The 23,504-nt window shown below is 31.4% G+C and carries 17 protein-coding genes, 2 tRNA genes and 3 rRNA genes; 15 read left to right on the top strand and 7 right to left on the bottom strand.

From position 1 onward, the window contains the following. The 6 genes from LPB137_RS11780 to rrf all read left to right on the top strand — a co-directional run bounded on the left by LPB137_RS11780 (position 1) and on the right by rrf (position 6,321). Complete coding sequence (locus tag LPB137_RS11780; protein WP_076088298.1) at positions 1-621, top strand: type II secretion system protein; 621 nt, start codon at positions 1-3, stop codon at positions 619-621. Positions 622-975: 354 nt separating this feature from the next. Continuing rightward, positions 976-2,492: ribosomal RNA gene (locus LPB137_RS11775) — 16S ribosomal RNA — on the top strand. 98 nt (positions 2,493-2,590) lie between these two features. Continuing rightward, positions 2,591-2,667 (top strand) — tRNA-Ile (locus LPB137_RS11770). Positions 2,668-2,708: 41 nt separating this feature from the next. After that, positions 2,709-2,784, top strand: a tRNA-Ala gene (locus LPB137_RS11765). A gap of 339 nt (positions 2,785-3,123) precedes the next feature. Beyond that, a 23S ribosomal RNA gene (locus LPB137_RS11760) occupies positions 3,124-6,038 on the top strand. Positions 6,039-6,205: 167 nt separating this feature from the next. Continuing rightward, positions 6,206-6,321, top strand: a 5S ribosomal RNA gene (gene rrf, locus LPB137_RS11755). The 16S, 23S and 5S rRNA genes sit together here with 2 tRNA genes alongside, the layout of an rRNA operon. Before the next feature lie 163 nt (positions 6,322-6,484). On the opposite strand, the gene LPB137_RS11750 is transcribed toward rrf, so the two are convergent. Together LPB137_RS11750 and LPB137_RS11745 are read right to left on the bottom strand one after the other, a co-directional pair. After that, on the bottom strand, positions 6,485-6,985 hold the full coding sequence (locus LPB137_RS11750) for a peptidylprolyl isomerase (protein WP_076088296.1): 501 nt from the start codon (positions 6,983-6,985) through the stop codon (positions 6,485-6,487). A 10-nt stretch (positions 6,986-6,995) separates the two neighbouring features. Then, a complete protein-coding gene (locus LPB137_RS11745; RefSeq protein WP_076088294.1) occupies positions 6,996-8,873 on the bottom strand; it encodes a peptidoglycan D,D-transpeptidase FtsI family protein in 1,878 nt (625 codons plus the stop codon). 28 nt (positions 8,874-8,901) lie between these two features. Between LPB137_RS11745 and LPB137_RS11740 the strand changes: the two genes are divergently transcribed. Next, positions 8,902-10,149 (top strand): FtsW/RodA/SpoVE family cell cycle protein, encoded by a 1,248-nt coding sequence (locus LPB137_RS11740; RefSeq protein WP_076088292.1) that lies wholly within the window; start codon positions 8,902-8,904, stop codon positions 10,147-10,149. 1 nt (position 10,150) lies between these two features. Continuing rightward, a complete protein-coding gene (locus LPB137_RS11735; RefSeq protein ID WP_076088290.1) occupies positions 10,151-11,179 on the top strand; it encodes a UDP-N-acetylglucosamine--N-acetylmuramyl-(pentapeptide) pyrophosphoryl-undecaprenol N-acetylglucosamine transferase in 1,029 nt (342 codons plus the stop codon). Here the strand turns inward: LPB137_RS11735 and LPB137_RS11730 are convergent. Beyond that, a complete protein-coding gene (locus tag LPB137_RS11730; protein ID WP_076088288.1) occupies positions 11,144-11,929 on the bottom strand; it encodes an undecaprenyl-diphosphate phosphatase in 786 nt (261 codons plus the stop codon). The genes LPB137_RS11735 and LPB137_RS11730 overlap by 36 nt on opposite strands. 12 nt (positions 11,930-11,941) lie before the next feature. Further along, complete coding sequence (locus LPB137_RS11725; protein WP_076088286.1) at positions 11,942-12,589, bottom strand: MqnA/MqnD/SBP family protein; 648 nt, start codon at positions 12,587-12,589, stop codon at positions 11,942-11,944. Positions 12,590-12,659: 70 nt separating this feature from the next. Between LPB137_RS11725 and LPB137_RS11720 the strand changes: the two genes are divergently transcribed. The 5 genes from LPB137_RS11720 to glnA all read left to right on the top strand — a co-directional run bounded on the left by LPB137_RS11720 (position 12,660) and on the right by glnA (position 16,928). Next, positions 12,660-12,881, top strand: a complete 222-nt coding sequence (locus LPB137_RS11720) for a MoaD/ThiS family protein (RefSeq protein ID WP_076088284.1) — start codon at positions 12,660-12,662, stop codon at positions 12,879-12,881. 15 nt (positions 12,882-12,896) lie between these two features. Then, positions 12,897-13,340 (top strand): molybdopterin synthase catalytic subunit, encoded by a 444-nt coding sequence (locus LPB137_RS11715; RefSeq protein WP_076088282.1) that lies wholly within the window; start codon positions 12,897-12,899, stop codon positions 13,338-13,340. Beyond that, positions 13,331-14,587, top strand: a complete 1,257-nt coding sequence (locus LPB137_RS11710; protein WP_337251436.1) for a GGDEF domain-containing response regulator — start codon at positions 13,331-13,333, stop codon at positions 14,585-14,587. The genes LPB137_RS11715 and LPB137_RS11710 overlap by 10 nt, the downstream gene beginning before the upstream one ends. Further along, entirely contained in the window at positions 14,584-15,375 is a 792-nt protein-coding gene (gene hisJ / locus LPB137_RS11705; RefSeq protein WP_076088278.1) for a histidinol-phosphatase HisJ, read from the top strand. Before LPB137_RS11710 ends, hisJ begins: the two co-directional genes overlap by 4 nt. 125 nt (positions 15,376-15,500) lie before the next feature. Beyond that, the gene (glnA, locus tag LPB137_RS11700) at positions 15,501-16,928 is read left to right on the top strand and encodes a type I glutamate--ammonia ligase (protein ID WP_076088276.1); all 1,428 of its coding nucleotides are present in this window, start codon (positions 15,501-15,503) and stop codon (positions 16,926-16,928) included. Positions 16,929-17,010: 82 nt separating this feature from the next. Here glnA and LPB137_RS11695 read toward each other — a convergent pair whose 3' ends face one another. From LPB137_RS11695 to gpmI, 3 genes are read right to left on the bottom strand one after another with little or no spacing between them, the layout of a single operon-like run. Next, a complete protein-coding gene (locus LPB137_RS11695; protein WP_076088274.1) occupies positions 17,011-18,984 on the bottom strand; it encodes a transglycosylase domain-containing protein in 1,974 nt (657 codons plus the stop codon). Between the two features lies 1 nt (position 18,985). Then, positions 18,986-19,681 (bottom strand): ATP-binding cassette domain-containing protein, encoded by a 696-nt coding sequence (locus LPB137_RS11690; RefSeq protein WP_076088272.1) that lies wholly within the window; start codon positions 19,679-19,681, stop codon positions 18,986-18,988. A 6-nt stretch (positions 19,682-19,687) separates the two neighbouring features. Next, entirely contained in the window at positions 19,688-21,169 is a 1,482-nt protein-coding gene (gene gpmI / locus LPB137_RS11685) for a 2,3-bisphosphoglycerate-independent phosphoglycerate mutase (RefSeq protein ID WP_076088270.1), read from the bottom strand. 68 nt (positions 21,170-21,237) lie between these two features. Between gpmI and mraY the strand changes: the two genes are divergently transcribed. Together mraY and murD are read left to right on the top strand one after the other, a co-directional pair. Beyond that, on the top strand, positions 21,238-22,299 hold the full coding sequence (mraY, locus tag LPB137_RS11680; protein WP_076088268.1) for a phospho-N-acetylmuramoyl-pentapeptide-transferase: 1,062 nt from the start codon (positions 21,238-21,240) through the stop codon (positions 22,297-22,299). A 16-nt stretch (positions 22,300-22,315) separates the two neighbouring features. Beyond that, positions 22,316-23,491 carry a UDP-N-acetylmuramoyl-L-alanine--D-glutamate ligase gene (gene murD / locus LPB137_RS11675; protein ID WP_076088266.1) on the top strand — a complete coding sequence of 392 codons (1,176 nt, stop codon included), beginning with the start codon at positions 22,316-22,318 and terminating at the stop codon, positions 23,489-23,491. The last annotated feature ends 13 nt before the right edge of the window (positions 23,492-23,504 follow it).

Below are 23,504 nucleotides of genomic sequence, written 5' to 3'. Positions count from 1 at the left end.
ATGAAAAAATCTTTTACTCTTTTAGAACTAGTGTTAATAATTTCTCTATTAGGCTTTTTATATACAGCCTTTATACCAAAAACTAAAATTAGTAATATAGATGAATTGGCAAATAGGCTTGTATTGTATTTAAAACAAACAAGATACCAATCTATGATAAATGACAAATTTGATAATAACAATAATCTCTGGCACAAAAAAAGATGGACTTTGAAGTTTTTTAGATGTCGAGAAAGTGTAGGTGGAATTTACTATTCAATTTATAGTGATAAAAACAATTCAGGTCATCCAAGTATTGAAGATAGTTTAAAAGATAGTCTTACTTTAAAAAATATATATAGTACAAATCATTGTAAAGAAAATATTAAAAATAGTAAATACGTATTAATCACACAAAATTTTAATATCAAGTCTGTAAATGTTTCATGTAATGAAACAAGTTCTCTAGGACAATTATCTTTTGCAAGTGATGGTAAAATATATTCAAAACTAAGTAATATCTCAAATGATTCAAATTCATATGAAATCATGAATAACTGTAAGATAGAATTAGTAGATAATTTAGATCAAAAAAGAACTATAAATCTAGAAAGTAAAACAGGATATATCTATAAAGAATAAAACCCAAAAAAACACAAATCTAAAAATTTAAACAGAATTTAAGTTATACCTCTTGACAAAGCATAAAAAATTCTCTATAATTCCCGTCCAATTTAAGTAGAGCGCAAGCGACACATAAACGGATGATCTTTAACAATGTAATGAAGTTTGTAAAGTAATCTTTATAAACTGAATATAATACTCTAATATATAATCTAAAATAAATAGATTTAAAAAAAATAAAAATATTATAACAAGAATGTAATTCTTGTCTATAAATTTGAGTGATAATTTTGTATAACAATACAAATTTGTCAGTATCAAACTAGACGCGTTTATAAAACTTGACATTAAGTCAACTTTGTATCGCACTTCTTTATGGAGAGTTTGATCCTGGCTCAGAGTGAACGCTGGCGGCGTGCTTAACACATGCAAGTCGAACGAGAACGGATTAAAGCTTGCTTTAATTGTCAGCTAAGTGGCGCACGGGTGAGTAATATATAGGTAACGTGCCTTCAAGAAGGGGATAACAATTGGAAACGATTGCTAATACCCTATATGCCTTTATCCCATAAGGGAGCAAGGGAAATATTTATAGCTTGAAGATCGGCCTGTACAGTATCAGTTAGTTGGTGAGGTAATGGCTCACCAAGACAATGACGCTTAACTGGTTTGAGAGGATGATCAGTCACACTGGAACTGAGACACGGTCCAGACTCCTACGGGAGGCAGCAGTGGGGAATATTGCACAATGGACGAAAGTCTGATGCAGCAACGCCGCGTGGAGGATGACACATTTCGGTGCGTAAACTCCTTTTATATAGGAAGATAATGACGGTACTATATGAATAAGCACCGGCTAACTCCGTGCCAGCAGCCGCGGTAATACGGAGGGTGCAAGCGTTACTCGGAATCACTGGGCGTAAAGAGAATGTAGGCGGATAGAAAAGTCAGAAGTGAAATCCAATAGCTCAACTATTGAACTGCTTTTGAAACTTTCTATCTAGAATATGGGAGAGGTAGATGGAATTTCTGGTGTAGGGGTAAAATCCGTAGAGATCAGAAGGAATACCGATTGCGAAGGCGATCTACTGGAACATTATTGACGCTGAGATTCGAAAGCGTGGGGAGCAAACAGGATTAGATACCCTGGTAGTCCACGCCCTAAACGATGCACACTAGTTGTTGTGAGGCTAGACCTTGCAGTAATGCAGTTAACACATTAAGTGTGCCGCCTGGGGAGTACGGTCGCAAGATTAAAACTCAAAGGAATAGACGGGGACCCGCACAAGCGGTGGAGCATGTGGTTTAATTCGACGATACGCGAAGAACCTTACCTGGACTTGACATAGATAGAATATAACAGAGATGTAATAGTGCTAGCTTGCTAGAACTATCATACAGGTGCTGCACGGCTGTCGTCAGCTCGTGTCGTGAGATGTTGGGTTAAGTCCCGCAACGAGCGCAACCCTCGTCATTAGTTGCTAACAGTTCGGCTGAGAACTCTAATGAGACTGCCTGGGTAACCAGGAGGAAGGTGAGGACGACGTCAAGTCATCATGGCCCTTACGTCCAGGGCTACACACGTGCTACAATGGGGTATACAAAGAGCAGCAATACCGTGAGGTGGAGCAAATCTCAAAAATATCTCCCAGTTCGGATAGCAGTCTGCAACTCGACTGCTTGAAGTTGGAATCGCTAGTAATCGTAGATCAGCAATGCTACGGTGAATACGTTCCCGGGTCTTGTACTCACCGCCCGTCACACCATGGGAATTGAACTCATTCGAAGCGGGAATGCTAAAGTAGCTACCCTCCACAGTGGATTCAGTAACTGGGGTGAAGTCGTAACAAGGTAACCGTAGGAGAACCTGCGGTTGGATCACCTCCTTTCAGAGATATGAACTTAGATTCGTTTCTAAGTTCGTCAAGAAAAACAATAAAGAGTATTATGTTCGGTTTATAAAGATTATTTATTTAATAGGTAATAGGGGCCTATAGCTCAGCTGGCTAGAGCGCTCGACTGATAATCGTGAGGTCCCAGGTTCAAGTCCTGGTAGGCCCACCATTCTTAAATAATCTATAACTTAATAATTAATATACTACGATGGGGAATTAGCTCAGCTGGGAGAGCGCCTGCCTTGCACGTAGGAGGTCAGCGGTTCGATCCCGCTATTCTCCACCATCATATAAACCAAATTACACTGATAAAAGTTTAGTTGCTAAACTAAATATAAGTACTTAAAAGAAGTATTTATATTTGGTTTAATTACCAAAACGCGTTACCTTGAAAAAACTTGTTTTTTTAAGCTAGCAAGATATTTAAAAATATAATGTTAAAGTCTTTTAATTTTTTCATTAATTAATACTAATTTATTAGTAAAGATTAATAAACAATTTTAAAAACTATCTAAGAGATTAGATAGAACACAATTTATTATTTTATGAAATATGCATTAAAGTATGTTTAATAAGATAGTAGCCAAAGAATAATTATCAAATGCGACAGATTAAATTCTGTTTATTATAAGCTATTAAGGGCTAATGGTGGATGCCTAGACTGTAAGAGGCGATGAAGGACGTACTAGACTGCGAAAAGCTACGGGGAACTGTCAAGAAGTTTTGATCCGTAGATCTCCGAATGGGACAACCCAGCTAATAGAGATATTAGTTACACGAAAGTGGGCAAACCTGGTGAAGTGAAACATCTCAGTAACCAGAGGAAGAGAAATCAAAAGAGATTCCCAAAGTAGCGGCGAGCGAAATGGGATTAGGACAAACCCTATGCTTGCATAGGGGGTTGTAGGACCAAGATGTGAGACTAGAGAATATAGATGAATAACCTGGAAAGGTTAAGCGTAGAAGGTGATACTCCTGTAATCGAAATGTTCAATAGCTCTATTGGTATCCTGAGTAGGACGGAACACGTGATATTTTGTCTGAATCTAGGGGGACCACCCTCTAATCCTAAATACTACTTACAGATCGATAGTGAACAAGTACCGTGAGGGAAAGGTGAAAAGTACTCCAGCGAGGAGAGTGAAATAGAACCTGAAACCATTAGCTTACAATCATTCGGAGCCCTATGATTTATCAGGGTGACGGACTGCCTTTTGCATAATGAGCCTGCGAGTTGTGGTGTCTGGCAAGGTTAAGCCAAGTGCGAAGCCGTAGCGAAAGCGAGTCTTAATAGGGCGACTTAGTCAGATGCTGCAGACCCGAAACGAAGTGATCTATCCATGAGCAGGTTGAAGCTGGTGTAAGAGCCAGTGGAGGACCGAACCGGTGTGCGTTGAAAAGTGCTCGGATGACTTGTGGATAGGGGTGAAAGGCCAATCAAACTTCGTGATAGCTGGTTCTCTCCGAAATATATTTAGGTATAGCCTTGCGTAGTAGCATATAGGGGTAGAGCACTGAATGGGCTAGGGCTGCTTACCGCGGTACCAAACCCTATCAAACTATGAATACTATATGTGTAATCGCAGGAGTCAGGCGTAGGGTGATAAAATCCTATGTCGAGAGGGGAACAACCCAGACTAACAGCTAAGGTCCCAAAGTCATATCTAAGTGGAAAACGATGTGGAGTTACTGTGACAACCAGGAGGTTGGCTTAGAAGCAGCCATCCTTTAAAGAAAGCGTAACAGCTCACTGGTCTAGTGATTCTGCGCGGAAAATATAACGGGGCTAAGATATGCACCGAAGCTTTAGATTCAATATTTATATTGAGTGGTAGGAGAGCGTTCTATTCAGCGTTGAAGATGTACCGGTAAGGAGCGTTGGAGCGGATAGAAGTGAGCATGCAGGCATGAGTAGCGATAATTGAGGTGAGAATCCTCAACGCCGAAAACCCAAGGTTTCCTACGCGATGCTCGTCATCGTAGGGTTAGTCGGGTCCTAAGTCGAGTCCGAAAGGGGTAGACGATGGCAAATTGATTAATATTTCAATACCAACAAACAAGCGTGATGTGGGGACGCATAGAGTTAATCGAGCTCACTGATGGAATAGTGGGTCGAAGGACGTAGGTCGTAATTTAGGCAAATCCGGATTACATGAGACCGAGATCTTACAGGCTCCTGACACTCTTCGGAGGAGATGGAGAATCGATGATACTGTCGTGCCAAGAAAAGCCACTAAGCATATTGTTTGTTGCCCGTACCGTAAACCGACACAGGTGGGTGGGATGAGTATTCTAAGGCGCGTGGAAGAACCCTGGTTAAGGAACTCTGCAAACTAGCACCGTATCTTCGGTATAAGGTGTGCCTACTTTGGTATAGGAATTTACTTCCGAAAGCTAGAGAGGTTGCAACAAAGAGTCCCTCCCGACTGTTTACCAAAAACACAGCACTTTGCTAACTCGTAAGAGGATGTATAAGGTGTGACGCCTGCCCGGTGCTCGAAGGTTAACTGATGATGTTAGATTTATCGAAGCATTTGATTGAAGCCCGAGTAAACGGCGGCCGTAACTATAACGGTCCTAAGGTAGCGAAATTCCTTGTCGGTTAAATACCGACCTGCATGAATGGCGTAACGAGATGGGAGCTGTCTCAACCAGGGATCCAGTGGAATTGTAGTGGAGGTGAAAATTCCTCCTACCCGCGGAAAGACGGAAAGACCCCGTGCACCTTTACTACAGCTTGACACTGTAGCTTGGATATTCATGTGCAGGATAGGTGGGAGGCTATGAAACTAGGATGCCAATTCTAGTGGAGCCATCCTTGAGATACCACCCTTGAATATTTGAGTTACTAACTGGGACGAGTTATCCTCGTTCAGGACAATGTCTGGTGGGTAGTTTGACTGGGGCGGTCGCCTCCTAAAAAGTAACGGAGGCTTACAAAGGTTAGTTCATGGCGGATGGAAATCGCCAGTTGAGTATAATGGCATAAACTAGCTTGACTGTGAGACATACAAGTCGAACAGAGACGAAAGTCGGTCATAGTGATCCGGTGGTTCTGTGTGGAAGGGCCATCGCTCAAAGGATAAAAGGTACGCCGGGGATAACAGGCTGATCTCCCCCAAGAGCTCACATCGACGGGGAGGTTTGGCACCTCGATGTCGGCTCATCGCATCCTGGGGCTGAAGCAGGTCCCAAGGGTATGGCTGTTCGCCATTTAAAGCGGTACGCGAGCTGGGTTCAGAACGTCGTGAGACAGTTCGGTCCCTATCTTCCGTGGGCGTAGGAAAGTTGAGGAGATTTGTCCCTAGTACGAGAGGACCGGGATGAACGTACCACTAGTGTACCAATTGTTCTGCCAAGAGCATCGTTGGGTAGCTACGTACGGATGAGATAAGCGCTGAAAGCATCTAAGCACGAAGCCAACTCCAAGATTAACTTTCCCTGAAGATCCCAGCAAGACTAGCTGGTTGATAGGCTAGATGTGTAAGCGTTGTAAGACGTTTAGCTGACTAGTACTAATAGATCGTTTGGCTTATTTATAATTCAAATTTAGTATTCTTTGGTTTACTATCTTATTAAGTGTACGCAATGTATGAATAAAAAATAAAATGTGTTGACTTTAACATTATTAATATCTTTACTCACAGATTAAGTTGAGTAATGAGTATACTAGCATTTTTGCAATGGTATATTGATTACTCAGTTTTGCTGGTGGTTATAGAGAAGAGGAAATACCCAGCTCCATTTCGAACCTGGAAGTCAAGCTCTTCATCGCTGATAATACTGCAGGGTCCCCTTGTGGAAACGTAGGCCGCTGCCAGCTCTTGAGTATTTATTTACAAGCTTTTAGCTATTTGAACTTTGTTCTTTTAGCTGAAAGCTTTTTTTTTAGCCTCATTTTCGGGTTTAGCTTTTTACTTTTAAATTTTACATAAAAAAAGGCTAACCTTTCGATTAACCTTTTTTATTTTTATATATATTAAAACTTATATTGATTCTAATATTTCAATTGAAATTATTTCATCTTTTTGCTCAATCGAGTCTAAAACAGAAAAACTATCACTATCATCTGCTTGTATTTCACCAAATACTGTATGATGTCTATCTAAATGAGGACAAGGTACAAAACAAATAAAGAATTGACTTCCACCTGTATTTGGACCCGCATGAGCCATAGATAAGCTACCTTTATTATGTACTTGTTTCTCTTTATCTACTTCACATTCAATTGCCCAATCTGGTCCACCAGTACCAGTTTTATTTGGGCATCCACCTTGTGCCATAAATCCATCAATTACTCTATGAAAGTTAAGACCATTATAAAAATCATCATTTGCTAAAGTTGCAAAGTTAGCAACTGTATTTGGTGTTTCTTCATTGAATAATTTAATTAAAATTACTCCCTTACTTGTAGTAAATTTTGCATATTGGAATTTTGCTAATTCTTCTGCTGTATAATCATATTTTTTTAATTTTTTTCCGAACATTATATACCTTTTATTTATTTTTTGAAATTATATCGTTTTTAGGTGTAAGATAGTTTAATTTAATTAAATTTTGTACAATTTCTTTAAATACTGGTACTGCTGAAGATGAAGCATATCTATAGTACCAATATTTACCTGTTGAATTTGGATTCATCACTGTAACACCTATGGTATAAGAATTTTCGCCATCACTAACAAAACCAAAAAATGAAGAAATATATTTTTTTAGATATTTCCCACCTCTTGCAATTTGTGCTGTACCAGTTTTCCCACCAATTTCAAGACCTTCTATTTTTGCAGCTTTTCCTGTTCCTTCTTCAACAGTTTGTATTAATAGTTTTTTCATTCTAAGAGCAGTTTCTTTTGAAATCACTTTTTCAGGTTTGTTGTCATAAGCTTTATACTTACTATTGTCATGTAATAAGTGTGAAACTATTTTTGGTGTAGACATATATCCTTCGCTATTAAAAACTGTATAGGCTTTCATCATTTGCATAAATGTTGCTGTAATACCTTGTCCGTAAGAATCTGTAGCTTTAAAAATATTATCTTCTTTATCTCTATCTCCAGCTGAATATTGTCTTACACTATGAATCACTCCTTTTTTCTCATATGGCAAGTCTATTCCTGTTTTTCTAGCTAAACCAAATCTTTTATAACCTTCATAAAACTCTGGACCTGTTAATCTTTGAGCAATCTTTAATGTACCAATATTAGAAGAGTAAATTACAACATCTTTTAATGTTAAGTAGTGTTTTTTAAATCTATGATCATCACCAATCGTATATCGGCCTAATTTATATTTACCTTTTGGAAATTCACCTTTACTATTTGCTTTACCTTTTGTATTATATGCAAAAAAGAGTTCATTTTTTTTAATTCTATTTTTATCCATTACAAGTGATATCGAGATTGGTTTGACAATTGAACCTGGTTCAAATTGATATTCTATTGCATTTACATTTAATGATGGTATATCTTTTTGTCTAATTTTCTCTGGGTTAAATCTATTAGAACTTGCAAGTGTTAAAACTTCACCTGTTTTACTATTCATTATTGATACCATTATTTCATCTGCACTTAGTTTCTTTTTATGAACATCAAGTGTTAATTCATTGTTTTTTTGCAGTTTAAGTGGAATATTTAAGTTTAGTGTAGCTCCATCAATTCTTTTTCTAATTACTGAATCTTTATCAAATGCAATATATGAAAGAACATCTCTATTTCCTTGTAAGATGCCATCTTTTGATTCATTTAAAACTTTATTGTAACTTTTTTCTAAACCTTTAATTCCTTTTACTTTTGTTGTTCCTTCTTTACTCTCAAATTTTGATATATACCCAATTACTGGAGTTAGAGTGTCTTCGTAAGAAAAAAGTCTTTTTTCTCCACTTTCTCTAATACTCAAACCTCTTAAGATTTTTCCACCTTTAACTTTTCTTGAAATAAAAACATCAAGACGTCTAAGTTTAAATGCAAGTTCTTTTAAGTTTTTAGCTGTTCTTGAATCAATACTATAAGATAATACTAAATTCCCAGGTTTATTTTTAGCTTTTTGTAGTTTCTTCTTTAATTTTTTATATGGAATTTTGCTATAAATTGAAAATAGTTGCAAAAAGAGTTCTTTTTTATCTTCTGATAAATGTCTAGTATCAATTGAGGCCTTATAAAGTTTCTTAGAAGATGCAATTTTGAAATTATCAGAACTTACAATATCACCACGCACAGATAGTTCTTTTTTTTCACTCTGAAGAGTCGGCATGTGCCTATATTCAGTTATTGTTCTAAATACTGAAATAATTAGTATTAACAAAAATAAGAAAATAATCATAAATAATATTGCTATTTTCTTTGTTTTATTTATTTTTTCGATTTTGTTTGAAGACATCTTTATCCATAATATTATATAATAAGATATGTATTCTAACAAAAATAAGATTAAAGCACTAAAAAATAATTTAAATTGTCAACAAGCTGACTATCCTTTACTTATTTTAGTATCTTTATTAATTTCATTAAGCGTTGTTTTCTCCTATTCTTTAAGTATTTATACTGTTGAATATTATGGATATAGTCAATTTCATTTTTTTATTAGACAAGCTATGGTTGCTGTTGTTGCAATACTTATAATGTGGTCTTTTTCATTAATTCATCCTGATAAATTAGTAGGAAAAGTGGGAATGAGTTTATTTTTACTATTTTTCTTTCTTATGGCAATAATGCCAGCTCTTCCAGCCTCAATGGTAACAGCATCAGGAGGTGCAAACAGATGGATAAGAATGCCTGGTTTTTCTTTGTCTCCTGTAGAGTTTTTCAAAATAGGTTTTATATATTTTCTATCATGGTCTTTTCATAGAAAAGTTATGGACCAACCTAAAAAAATTGGCTTAAAAAAAGAGTCATTACTTTTAGCACCATATTTTTTAACATTTTTTGCTGTTGTATTTATTGTGGCTTTTTTACAAAAAGATTTAGGTCAAGTTGTTCTTTTAGGAATAATATTAGTTGTTCTTTTAATTTTTGCAAATAGGTCTTTTAAAATATTTCTAGTTTTAGGAGCGGGAGCACTTTTAGGTTTAGTTGGATTGATTCTTGCGGCTCCTCATAGAATTCAGAGAATTTATTCTTGGTGGGCTATGGTTCAAGATGGTATTTTATCTGTACTACCTTCTTGGGCTGAATCATATTTAAGAATTGATGAACTACCTGAACCTTATCAGGTTTCACATTCTTTAAATGCAATGCATAATGGAAGTTTTTTAGGTCAAGGTATTTCAAATGGCGATATTAAAGTTGGATTTTTATCTGAAGTTCATACAGATTTTGTTTTAGCAGGTATTACTGAAGAAGTTGGACTTCTTGGATTAATGTGTATTATTGGAATAATGTTTTCTATCATTTGGAGAATATTTAGAATAAGTAGACGTGTTAAAAATCCTATTTATCATCTATTTACATTAGGAATTGCTTTAATGATTATAATCGCCTTTTTAATCAATTCTTATGGTATATCAGGAATGATACCAATTAAAGGTATTGCTGTACCTCTTCTTTCTTATGGTGGTTCTTCTATGCTATCCATGTCTATTGCAATTGGTTTAGTTTTATCCATAAGTAGAGTTGTAAGTGATGAAGATATAAAAATAAATGAGAAAAAGGTATAAAATGAGAGGAAGTGTTGTAGTAACTGGAGGAGGTACAGGTGGACATTTAAAAGTTGCTGATGCTTTTGTTGATGAATTTAATAAAAGAGGTATACCTGTAATATTTATTGGCTCTTCAAATGGTCAAGATAAACAATGGTTTGAGAATGATAAAAGGTTTAAAAAAACATATTTTCTAGATACAAAAGGTGTAGTGAATAAAAATGCACTTGGAAAAGTAAAATCATTATTTAATATTCTTTCTAAAACTGCTTATTGCTTAGGTTTATTTACAAAATATAATGTAAAAACTGTTATCTCTGTTGGTGGTTTTTCAGCAGCAGCTGCTACATTTGCTTCAATTGCAAAGCTGGATTGTAAGCTTTATATTCATGAACAAAACTCTGTAATGGGAAGTTTAAATAAGCTTACTTCAAAATTTGCTACTGAAGTTTTTTCCTCTTTTTTAAAAAGTTCTAAAATTAAAGATTATCCTGTTTCTCAAGAGTTCTTTGAATTAGGTAGAATTAGAGAAGAAGTTAAAACAATAGCATTTTTTGGTGGTTCTCAAGGAGCCTTAGCTATCAATGATTTTGCATTAAAAGTAGCTTTTAAATTAAATGAAATGGATATTAAAATTATTCATCAAGCAGGAAAGAATGATTTTCTAAGAGTAAAAGATGAATATGAAAAATTAAATATAAAAGCTGATGTTTTTGATTTTTCTAAAGAAATTCCTTTAAAAATGCAAGAAGCGGATTTTTGTGTAAGCAGAGCTGGGGCTTCAACTTTATGGGAACTTTGTGCTAATTGTTTACCAACATTTTTTATTCCTTACAAATATGCAGCAGGAGATCATCAGTTTTATAATGCAAAAGATTTAAAAGATAGAGGTTTATGTTTTTTACAAAGAGAAGAAGATTTGAATGAAGAAGATTTCTTTAAAGCAATAAATAGTGATATTCATACTATTAGTAAAAATCTAGCTTCATCAATTAATTCAAATGCTGTTTCTTTAATATGTAATATTATAGTTCAAAATAACAAGTAATAAAACACCAAATAAAATTCTATAGATACCAAAAGCTACAAAAGTAAAATTTTCTAAAAATTTTAAAAACAGTTTTATTGCAACAAATGCAACAAGAAAAGAGACAACAAAACCAACTGCTAAGTTCATTATATTTGCATCTGTAAATAGTTCTTTATAATGCTTTAATAAATCATAAGCAGTTGTAGCACACATAACAGGAAAAGCTAAAAGAAAAGAAAACTCAGCACTTGCTTTTCTATTTAATCCCACTAACATAGCTCCAATAATACTAGAACCTGCTCTTGAAGTTCCTGGAATTAATGCAAATATTTGAGCAAACCCAATCCATGCAGCTTGTTTATATGTAACATCTTCAACATCTAAAGTATGAGTTTCATTTTCTTTGTAGAATTTTTCTACAATTAAAAAGATAATACCCCCAACTATAAACATATATGCAACTATTTCAATTGAGAACATAGCTTTTACTTGCTTTGAAAATATAAATCCAATTATAGCTATTGGTAAAAATGCAATCATAACTTTTGTCCACAAATCTACGTGTTTAAAAGTAAATTTTGATGGATAATTTAATACTACTGCTAGAATTGCTGCAAATTGAATAATTACTTCAAAAGCTTTATTAATATTTGTTTGCTCAATTCCTAAAAATTCACTTGCTACTATTAAGTGTCCTGTTGAAGAAATTGGAAGAAATTCTGTAATTCCTTCAATTATTCCTAAGATTATAGTATCAAATATTGTCATACATCTTTCCCTTTATTTTGTTAGTTTTAAAAAAAGTTTTAAACTTCTTTTTTCTTTTATTCCAATTTTATAATCAATTTTTTGCAAATACTCTAAAATGTTTTCATTTGAAATACCTGTTCTTTTAGAATATTGATTTAATATATATGTTGGAATTTTTATATGGTTTTTATTAAAGTTTTTTGTTATTTTTTCAAGTTGTTTTTTATGTGAGGAATAACACAAAACTGCAAAAACAAATGGTAAATTGTATTTTTTATTCCATTCTTCTGCTAAGTCAATAAATTTTTTATCTTTATCTTGATGATAAAATTTTAGAGCTTTATCTCCTATTATTACTTTTCCTTTTAAGTTTAAAACTTTTGCAAGTGCATTCGATGTGTCACTTTGAAAATCTTTTTCGTCTTTTCCTGGAATTAATAATACTGATAATACATCTTTTTTTGCAACAATTCCTAAGTTTAATTTTTTTTCATGTCTTGAAGCGATTGATGAAATAAAAGCTGAATCAACTTTTCTTTTTTTAAATTTCTTATTTATAGCAGATGGGTATGATTTTTTATATTCAATTATTGCTTTTGTTTGAGTTGATCTAATATGTTTTTTTATATATACATGAAAGGGTAATAAATTGATAAAATCTATTTTTGCGAAAACCATGAAAAGGTAATTCCTTTAACTTAAAATTCTTTTGGTATAATAATCAAAAAACAATAAATAAGGGGTTAAAGTGGTTAAAGTTGAATTCCTAGGACCAATTAATAAAGAATCAATGAATCTTGACATTTCTAATCTTTCACAACTAAGTGAAGTATTAAAAAAAGATAATGAAGTGGCAACATGGTTACAAACATGTGCCGTAGCTATAAATGATACTTTAGTTTCGAGTAAAGATGTAAAATTAAACTCTGGAGATAAAATTTCATTATTACCTCCTGTTTGTGGTGGATGAGATTAAAGGTTTAATGTGGAAAATTTAGAACTATTTGAAGGTAAATTACCTGTAGAAAAAATTACAAATGCATGGTATGATAAATACAGAAATTCAAATTATGGTGCAATAATTACATTTGTTGGTGTTGTTCGTGATGAGAATAAAATTGATGGTTTATCATTTGATATTTATGAACCTATATTAAATTCTTGGTTTAATTCTTGGGAAGAAAAAGCAAAAGAGCTTAATGCAATTGTTTTAATGGCTCATAGTCGTGGTGATGTATTAAACCATGAAAGCTCATACATTGCAGCAGTTTGTTCTCCAAAAAGAAGAGTTGCTTTAGAATTAATTGATGAGTTTGTAGAAGATTTTAAAGCTCAAGCTCCTATTTGGAAATATGATATTATTAAAGGTGATAGAGTTTATGCTGAAGATAGAAGTACTTCTATCAAAGGGTCAGGGTTATTAGCATAAAATATAAAGTATTAGTTATTGATGATAGTATATCAATAGGAAAAACCTTAAAGAATTTAATTGAAAGTAATATAAATATTGAAGTTTACATTGCTAAAACAAAAAAAGAAAGTGCACAATTAATTCTTGAGTATAAAGGAAAGTTTGATGTAATCTTAGCTGATTTGGGTTTACCTGATGCTCCTAATGGTGAAGTAGTTGATTTCTTGGCTAAATTTACTACACCAATTGTAATTTTAACTGGTTCTGATAATATTGATATTGAAAATAATTTTAGAAACAAAAACATTGTTGATTATATTGTAAAAGATGGTATTTCAGCCTTACAATATGCTGCTTCTATAGTAAATAGAATTATTAAGAATCAATATATAAAAATACTTGTTGTTGATGATTCTAAAACTTTTCTAAAACAAGCAGAAGATTTTATAAATAGATATAAACTTATTCCATTACTTAGTACAAATGGAGAAGATGCTTTAAAAACTTTAAAAGAAAATAAAGATATTAAAATTGTATTAACAGATTATTTGATGCCTAAAATGGATGGGATAGAACTAACTAAAAGAATTAGAAGTAATTATTCTAAAGATGAACTTTCTATTATAGTTACATCAAATGCCTCAGATAGTAGAATTCCTTCTAAATTTTTAAAATTAGGTGCGAATGATTTTTTATATAAAGGGTTTTCTAAAGAAGAATTTTTTGTTAGAATAAATTCTAATTTAGAGATTATTGAACTTTTTGAAGATATGAAAAATAAAGTAAATAAAGATTATATGACAGGCTTATATAATAGAAGATATTTTTTTGAATTTGGTAAAAAGATATATGAAGATAATAAAAAAGCTAATAAGTCATTAGCTTTATCTATAATTGATATAGACAATTTTAAAAATATTAATGACTCTTATGGACATGATGTAGGTGATGAAGCTATAAAAGAAGTAGCAAAAATTTTAAATAAAAATATAATTTCTAATTCTTTAATTGCAAGATTAGGTGGAGAAGAATTTTGTATTCTTTTTTATAATAGAACAAAAGATGAAATTGAAAAACTTTTAGAAGTTATTAGAAGAAATTTTGAAAATAATTTTATTGAAATTAATGAGCTAAAGATTAATTATACAGTATCAATTGGATGTAGTTTTGAATATGGAAAAAATATTGATGATATGCTACAACTTGCAGATAAAGGATTATATGATGCAAAAAAAAATGGAAGAAATCAAGTGAGATATAGATGAGAGTAGACTTACACAATCATACAACATTATGTAATCACGCAAGTGGTACTACAGAAGAATATATATTAAGAGCAATTGAATTAGGAATTGATGTTTATGGCTTCTCAGATCATGCACCTATGAATTATGATCCAAAGTATAGAATGGATATATCTTCAAAGCCTTTATATGAAAAAGAAATATTAGATTTAAAAGATAAATATAAAAAAGATATTGAAATATTATTAGCTTATGAAGTTGACTATTTAGATGGATATTTATTAGACGAAATACTAAATGCTAAAGTTGATTACTTAATAGGTTCTGTTCATTTCTTAAAAAATAAAAATGATATGTGGGGTTTCGATAATCCTGAATTTATTGGAGTATATGAATCTAAAGATATTGATACTATTTGGAGTGAATATTTTGATGCTATTGAAGCAATGGCAAAAACTAATCTTTTTGATATTGTAGGACACTTAGATTTAATTAAAGTATTTAAATTTTTACCAAAAAAAGATATTAGATTATTAGCTAAAAATGCACTTATTGCTATTAAAAAATCTAACATGGCTTTAGAAATTAATCCTGCTGGTTTAAGAAAGCCAATAAAAGAAACATATCCTTCAAGGACTTTACTTGAATTAGCTTATGAATTAGATATAAATATAACATTTGGTTCTGATGCACATGCTGTAGATCAAGTTGGTTTTAAATATGAAGAAGTAAAATCACTTGCTCAAGACATAGGCTTTACTAAATGTTTAACTTTTTCTAATAGAGATTCGAAACTAGTACAGTTTTAATTTTGGGTATATAAGGAAAAAATATACTTTTTTCTCTTACTTGTATACTTTTTATACAATTAATTTAGCTTAGTTTATTTTATTTTTGATAGAATTATTATATATAAATTCAAGGAGATATACCAATGGGTAAATTTGTTAACAATACAGAAGAGTTTTTTAAATATTGTGAAGAAAATGAAGTAAAGTTTGTAGATTTTAGATTTACAGATATGAAGGGAATGTGGCATCATATTTCTTATATGATGAGTGCAGTTACTCAAGATCAATTAAATTTTGGTATGCCTTTTGATGGTTCATCTGTTGATGCTTGGCAACCAATTAATAAATCAGATATGATTTTAAAGCCAGATGTTGGAACTTCTTTCTTAGATCCTTTTACTGCTGATTCAACTATTATTATGATTTGTGATGTTTATGATATCTATAAAGGTGAAATGTATGAAAAATGTCCAAGATCTATTGCTAAAAAAGCATTAACACACTTAAGCGAGTCTGGTATTGGTGATGCTGCATACTTTGGACCAGAAAATGAATTCTTTATTTTTGACGATGTGAAAATTGTTGATAATATTAATGAATCATACTACAAAGTAGATTCTGAAGAAGGTGAATGGGCTTCGTCAACTGATTACGAAGGTGGAAATATGGGTCACAGACCTGGAACTAAAGGTGGTTATTTCCCAGCACAACCAACTGATTCAATGGTAGATTTAAGAGCTGAAATGATGTTAGTTCTTGAGCAAGTTGGATTAGAAGTAATTTTAGGACACCATGAAGTTGCACAAGCACAAGGTGAAATTGGTATTGTATTTGGAGATTTAATTGAAGCTGCAGATAATGTACAAAAATATAAATATGTATGTAAAATGGTTGCACACTTAAATGGTAAATCTTGTACATTTATGCCTAAACCACTTTATGGTGATAATGGTAATGGTATGCATGTTCACCAATCAATTTGGAAAGATGGTAGAAACTTATTCTATACAGAAGGTGAATATGGTAACCTTTCTGAAATGGCTAGACATTATGTTGGTGGTGTATTTAAACACGCTAGAGCAGTTGCTGCATTTACTAACCCTTCAACTAACTCATACAAAAGATTAATTCCAGGATTTGAAGCACCTTCAATCTTAACTTATTCTTCTCAAAATAGATCTGCTTCTTGTAGAGTTCCTTATGGTGCTGGTGAAAAAGCAACTAGAATTGAAATGAGATTCCCAGATTCAACTGCTTGTCCTTACTTAGCATTTGCTGCTATGTTAATGGCTGGACTTGATGGAATTAAAAATAAATATGAACCAATTGGTCCAATGGATGAAGATTTATTTGAAATGTCTTTATCTGAAATTAGAGAAAGAAAAATCCCTCAAATGCCTCATACTTTAAGAGGTTCATTAGAAGCATTAATCAGAGATAATGATTTCTTACAACCAGTATTTACTAAAGAAATGGTAGATACTTACCAAGAGTACAAATTTGATACACAAGTTCTACCTGACGAAGCTAGACCAACAGCATTTGAATTTAAATCAACTTATTCTTGTTAATAACTAAGAATAAATTATAAAAAAAAGGTAAGTTCATATGAACTTACCTTTTTTTATGTCTTTTAAATTATCTTAATAGAATTTAAAACTCGATTACTTCTTCTCCTGGATTTTCAGGAGGAATAACAATTTCAATTTCGGGTAGTGGAGAAACATCAGTATAATACTCAGTTTTCCCATTTATTTTAGATGAATAAACTTTTGTTGGTTTAATAAATCTTCTAGGAATTTCAGGATGTGATTCTAGATAGTTTTTGTAAAAGTATGAAAAGACAGGAGCTGCAATTTTACCACCTGTTTCTGTTCTTCTCATTGGAGTATTATCATCATTACCAAACCAAATTATTGTTTGAATTGAAGGTGAATATCCTGCAAACCAAGCATCAACATTTTTATTTGTTGTACCTGTTTTTCCTGCTAATTCAATTCCTGAAACTTTTGCTCTTGTTGCTGTTCCTCTTGTAACAACATCTTTTAGTATTGATGTTATTAAAAATGTTTGCTCAGGAGTGTTTATTGGTGTAGTTTGTGGCTCAAAGGTAATTGTTTCTCCTGCTTTATTTGTAATTTGTTCAATAATATAAGGTTTTACTTTTGTTCCATTATTTGCAAATGCACTAAAGTATTCACTAAATTCTAATGGAGATACAGACATTGTTCCAAGTGTGATTGATAAATCATTTGGTAAATTACTAAATCCATACTCTTCTAAACCTTTATAAACAATTCCAACTCCTGTATCAGTAACAAGATTAATTGTAGATAGATTTCTTGAGTATACTAAAGATTCACGAAGATTAACAACTCCTTTGAAATTTCCACCATAGTTTTTTGGTTGCCATTTTTTATTTACATTATTTACTTTATAATCATAAGTTCTTGAAATATCAACAAGTTCAGAAGCTGGATTTAATCCTTCATTTAGACCTATTTGATATAAAAAAGGCTTTATTGCACTTCCTGGTTGTCTTTTAGATTGGACTGCACGATTGAACATTGATTTTTTATAATCAATACCTCCTACTAGTGCTAAAATTTTACCTGTACTACTTTCTATTGAAACTACAGCTCCATTTAAATTTTTAATATATGAATCATTATCAAGCTTTTTAGTTTTCTTCCTTATTGCTAAATCTCTTTTTACAGCTTCTTTATGTGAGTTGTTTAATGCTTTTTGCGCTATTTCTTGTGCATCTAAATCAACTGTAAGTTTAATTTTATATCCACCTGATTTAATATCAGGAATATCATCTTTTAATAGTTTAAGAACATAATCAACAACATAAGGTGCTTTATTTTTTGTAAGTGTTTGTTTATGAATTGTTGGTACTTCTTTTATTGCTCTTTCATATTGTTCTTTATTAATCCAACCAAGTGTGTTTAATCTTGTAATAACTTGATTTGCTCTTGCTAGTGATATTTTTAAGTTTTTAGTAGGTGCATAAAAACTAGGAGCTCTTGGAAGTCCTACTAAAATTGCCATTTCTTTTAATGATAATTCATATAAATCTTTATTAAAATATCCTCTTGCTGCTGTTCTTACTCCATAATATCCATGACCAAAATATACATTATTTAAATATCTTTCTAATATTTCTTCCTTTGTAAGTATTGTTTCAAGTCTAATTGCAAGAAGTGCTTCTTTAATTTTTCTAATAATCTTTTTTTCACTTGATAAAACTAACATTTTTACTAATTGTTGAGTTAAAGTACTAGCTCCTTCAACAAAAGCACGTGCTTTTATATCTTTAATAATCGCTCTACTAATTGCATCAGGATTTATTCCAATATGCTCAAAGTACTGTGTATCTTCAATTGCTACTAGTCCTTCAACTATTCTTGCTGGAATATCATCATATTTAACATATTCTCTATTTTCTCCTACAAAAGTATTTGCAATTAACTTTCCATTCTTATCAAAGAATTGTGTACTTTGTTTTGGTGCATAATTTATTACTACATCAATATCATGTTTAATTTCTTCATATAAATTATATAGCCATCCTGCAATAACTAATCCTACAAGCAGGAAAAAGCCAAAAATATATTTAATCATATTATTTCCTAAAATCTTTATTTTTAAATGTTGAGTTTATTAATGTTTTTGTATAATCGTGTGTTGGATTACTTAAAACACTTTTTGTATTTCCTTGCTCTATTATAAGTCCATTTTTAATTATAACTATCTCTTCACAAATATCTTTTACTGATTCAATATCATGTGTTACAAAAAGAATTAGTATTTTTAAATCTTTTCTTAGATTATCAACTAAATTGATAATATTATTTCTATTTTCAATATCAAGAGCAGTCGTAGGTTCATCAAGTAATAAAAATTTGATTTCTTTACTTAATGCTATTGCTATTATTACTCTTTGTATTTGTCCACCACTTAATTGACTTGGGAACTTATCTAATACCCAAGTATCCAAATCAACTAATTTTAATACTTCTTCTTTTTTTTCTTTTTTGCAAAAGAATTGTTTATTAATTTTAGTCATTGGAGATAATGAAGTAAAAGGGTTTTGAGGAATAAAACCAATTGAATTAAAATCTAAGTCAAAATTTGAATTGATTTCTTTTTCGCAATCTAGTGAGCTTGGTAAAAGATTTAGTAAAGCTTTTAATGTTAAAGATTTACCGCTTCCACTTTCACCAATTAATGCAGTTGATTTTGTGATTTTAAAAGATATATCAAGCAAGATTTTTTCTTGGCTTTTTACTTTTAGTTTCTGTATTTCAATATTTAGCATCAGTAATTAACTTTTTATTAAAGTTTCATCCATTTCTTCTGGTATTTGTAAATCCATTAGTTTTAATACAGTTGGAGCAATATTATTTAGACTTCCACTTTTTACTTCTTTAACTTTTTCTGATATAATAAAACAATAAACATCACCTACAGTATGGTTTGTTAAAGTATTTCCATCTTCATCTCTCATTCTTTCACAGTTTCCATGATCAGACGTTAAAATTAGATTATACCTTTGCTCTTTAACTTTTTGAATAATAAGTCCTAGTTCAAAATCTACTGCTTCAACTGCTTTTTTACTTGCTTCAAAACTACCTGTATGGCCTACCATATCACCATTTGCAAAATTAACTACTATAAAATCAGTATTATCATCCATTGCAGCTCTTACATTTTCTCCAACTTGTGGTGCTGACATTTCAGGTTGTAAATCATAAGTTGCTACATTTGGAGACGGAGTTAAAACTCTTGTTTCATTTAAGAATGGTTCTTCAACTCCACCATTAAAGAAAAAAGTTACATGTGCATACTTTTCAGTTTCAGCTGTATGAAGTTGATTTAGACCTGCATTTGATATTACTTCAGCCAGAGTGTTTTTTGGTGTTTCTTTTGGAAATAAAATAGGTATTGGAATATTTTTATCATATTGTGTCATAGTTGCAATATTTAATTTTTCAGTAAATTTTGTAAAATGTGAAAAATCATTACCTGCAAATACAGATGATATTTCTCTCATTCTATCTGATCTAAAATTACAGAAGATTATTGAATCATTATCTTTTAATCCTTCATAATCATTAAAAGCTGTTGGTATAATAAACTCATCGTAAATATCTTTTTTATATGAACTTTCAACAAAATCAATTGGAGATAATAAAGTTTTTGGATTTGCAAAGGCAATGGCATCATGACCTTTTTGTATTCTATCCCATCTATTATCTCTATCCATTGTATAATATCTACCTGCAATAGTAGCAATTTTAATATTTTCATCACAAATATTGATTATTTCTTGTATATATTTCTTTGCACTATCTGGTGCTACATCTCTTCCATCTGTTATCATATGAATGAAAACTTTTTTATTTTCTGTTTTTGCAATTTTTGCCATTGCAATAACATGGCTAATATGAGAGTGAACTCCTCCATCACTTAAGAGTGCAACTAAATGAATATTATTAGAGGCATTCATACAATCTTTAAAAACCTTATTATCTTTTAATGTGTTTTCTTCAATGGCGATATTTATTTTTACTAAATCTTGATATAAAACCCTTCCTGAACCAATTGTCATATGTCCAACTTCAGAATTACCCATTTGGCCATTAGGTAAACCAACATGTTTACCATATGTATGTATTAGTGAATATGGTGTATTTTTAAATAAATTATCATAAGTAGGAGTTTTAGCTTGCGAAAAAGCATTAAAATCTGATGATTCGTTATGTCCAATACCATCAGTAATCACAAGAATAGTTTTGTTTGTCATTGTTTAAACCTTTTAAAAAGTATAATATAATATAATCGCACACATTATATCAAAATGAAGGTTTGAGTTTGTTTTACTGGTTCTATAGACATTTAGACATAAATATTTTCCAATATATCTCAGTACGTGCTGGGATTAGTTTTATAATAGCATTTTTTTTAACAATGTTTTTATTACCAAAGTTTATTAAATGGGCTAAATCAAAAAATGCATCTCAGCCAATATATGAGCATGCACCTGAAGGTCATCAAGAAAAAGCAGGAACCCCTACAATGGGTGGAATGGTTTTTATTTTTGCAACTATAATTGCAACACTATTATCTGCAAAGTTAAATAACTTTTATATAATAGGTGGGCTTGTAACAATTGGATTGTTTTCATTAATTGGGATTCAAGATGATTATTCAAAAATAGCAAAAAATCAAAATTCTGCTGGCTTAAGTGCTCGTGCAAAACTACTATTACAGTTTGTTTGTGCAGGAATTGTAGGTTTTATTATATATTATTATAGTCATACAACTACATTATATACACCTTTTTACAAGTTGCCACTATTTGATATGGGAATTTTTGCTATTTTATTTTGGATGCTAATAATGGTAGCTGCTTCAAATGCAGTTAATCTTACGGATGGATTAGATGGTTTAGCTACAGTTCCATCAATAATGGCCTTTTTCACATTATCAGCTTTAGTGTATGTAACAGGCCATGCAATTTTTTCTTCTTATCTTTTAGTTCCAAATATTAAACTAGCAGGTGAATTAGCAATAATGGGTGCAGCAATTTCTGGTTCATTAATTGCATTTTTATGGTTTAATTCTCACCCTGCAGAAGTTTTTATGGGAGATTCTGGTTCTTTGCCATTGGGGGCTTTTATGGGTTATATGGCAATTGTGGCGAAGTCAGAAATTCTTTTAGCAGTTATTGGATTCATATTTGTATTAGAAACTGTCTCGGTTATCTTACAAGTTGGTTCTTATAAACTACGACAAAAACGTGTTTTTTTAATGGCTCCAATTCATCATCATTTTGAACAAAAAGGCTGGAAAGAGAATAAGATTATTGTAAGGTTTTGGATAATTTCTTTTATGACAAACTTACTTGCATTAATGAGCTTAAAAATCAGATAAACAAAAAAGAGTATATATGAATACAAATGAGAAAATCAGAGTCCTTGGAAAAGGACTTACTGCTCAAGCTATAAAAGAAAAGTTTCCAAATGCACTTCTTTATGATGATAATGACTTCAAAGATTATGATTTGTCTTCATGTGAAAAAACCATAGTAAGTCCTGGAATACCTCCATATAATGAAATGATTACAAAAGCTAAAAATGTTCAAAGTGATTATGATTTATTTGATGAAGTAATGCCTTTTTCTATTTGGATATCAGGTACTAATGGTAAAACTACTACTACACAAATGTGTCAACATATACTAAATGAAAGAAACTCCGTTTGTGGTGGTAATATAGGTACACCTCTTAGTAAATTAGATACTAATGCATCAATATGGATACTTGAGACATCATCTTTTACCTTGCATTATACAAATACTGCAAAACCTAATTTATATTTATTACTGCCAATTTCTGAAGATCATATTACATGGCATGGCTCATTTGAAGAGTATGAAAATGCAAAATTAAAACCTCTTTCATTGATGAAAAAAGGTGAAATTGCAATAATTCCCCAATGTTATAAAGACTACAAAAGCAATGCACATAAAATCACTTATAAAGATAGTGATGATTTATGTGAGAAATTCGGAATTGATAAAAGCAAAATAAAGTTTAAAGAACCATTTTTATTGGATGCACTTTTAGCACTTGCAAGTAAAAAGATAATATTCGATGAAATTGATTATAAGAAAATAAATACATTTACTATTGATGAACATAAAGTAGAAGAGTTTATTGATAATAAAAATAGAGTTTGGGTTAATGATTCAAAAGCTACAAATGTGGATGCTACTATAAATGCCTTAGTACCTTATAAGGACAAGAATATACATTTAATTCTAGGTGGTGATGATAAGGGTGCAAATTTACTACCTCTTTTTGAAGTAATAAAAAACTTAAATGTTAAAGTTTATGCAATAGGAAGTAATAATAAAAGAGTAGAAAAGTATTGTAATGAATATAATATTGAAGTTGAAAATTGTGAAATATTAAAAAATGCAGTAATTAAAATAAATAAAAATCTAAAAGATAATTCTATTGGAATACTGTCTCCATCAGCTGCCTCTCTAGATCAATTTAAATCTTATGCACAAAGAGGAAAAACTTTTAAAGATTTAGTTTTAGATTTAAGTAAACTTTAATTATCTTATGTGT

Source organism: Poseidonibacter parvus (assembly GCF_001956695.1).
GTDB lineage: Bacteria > Campylobacterota > Campylobacteria > Campylobacterales > Arcobacteraceae > Poseidonibacter > Poseidonibacter parvus.
Note: the sequence above shows the minus strand (reverse complement) of the source record. Positions and strands in the feature narration are given on the sequence as shown.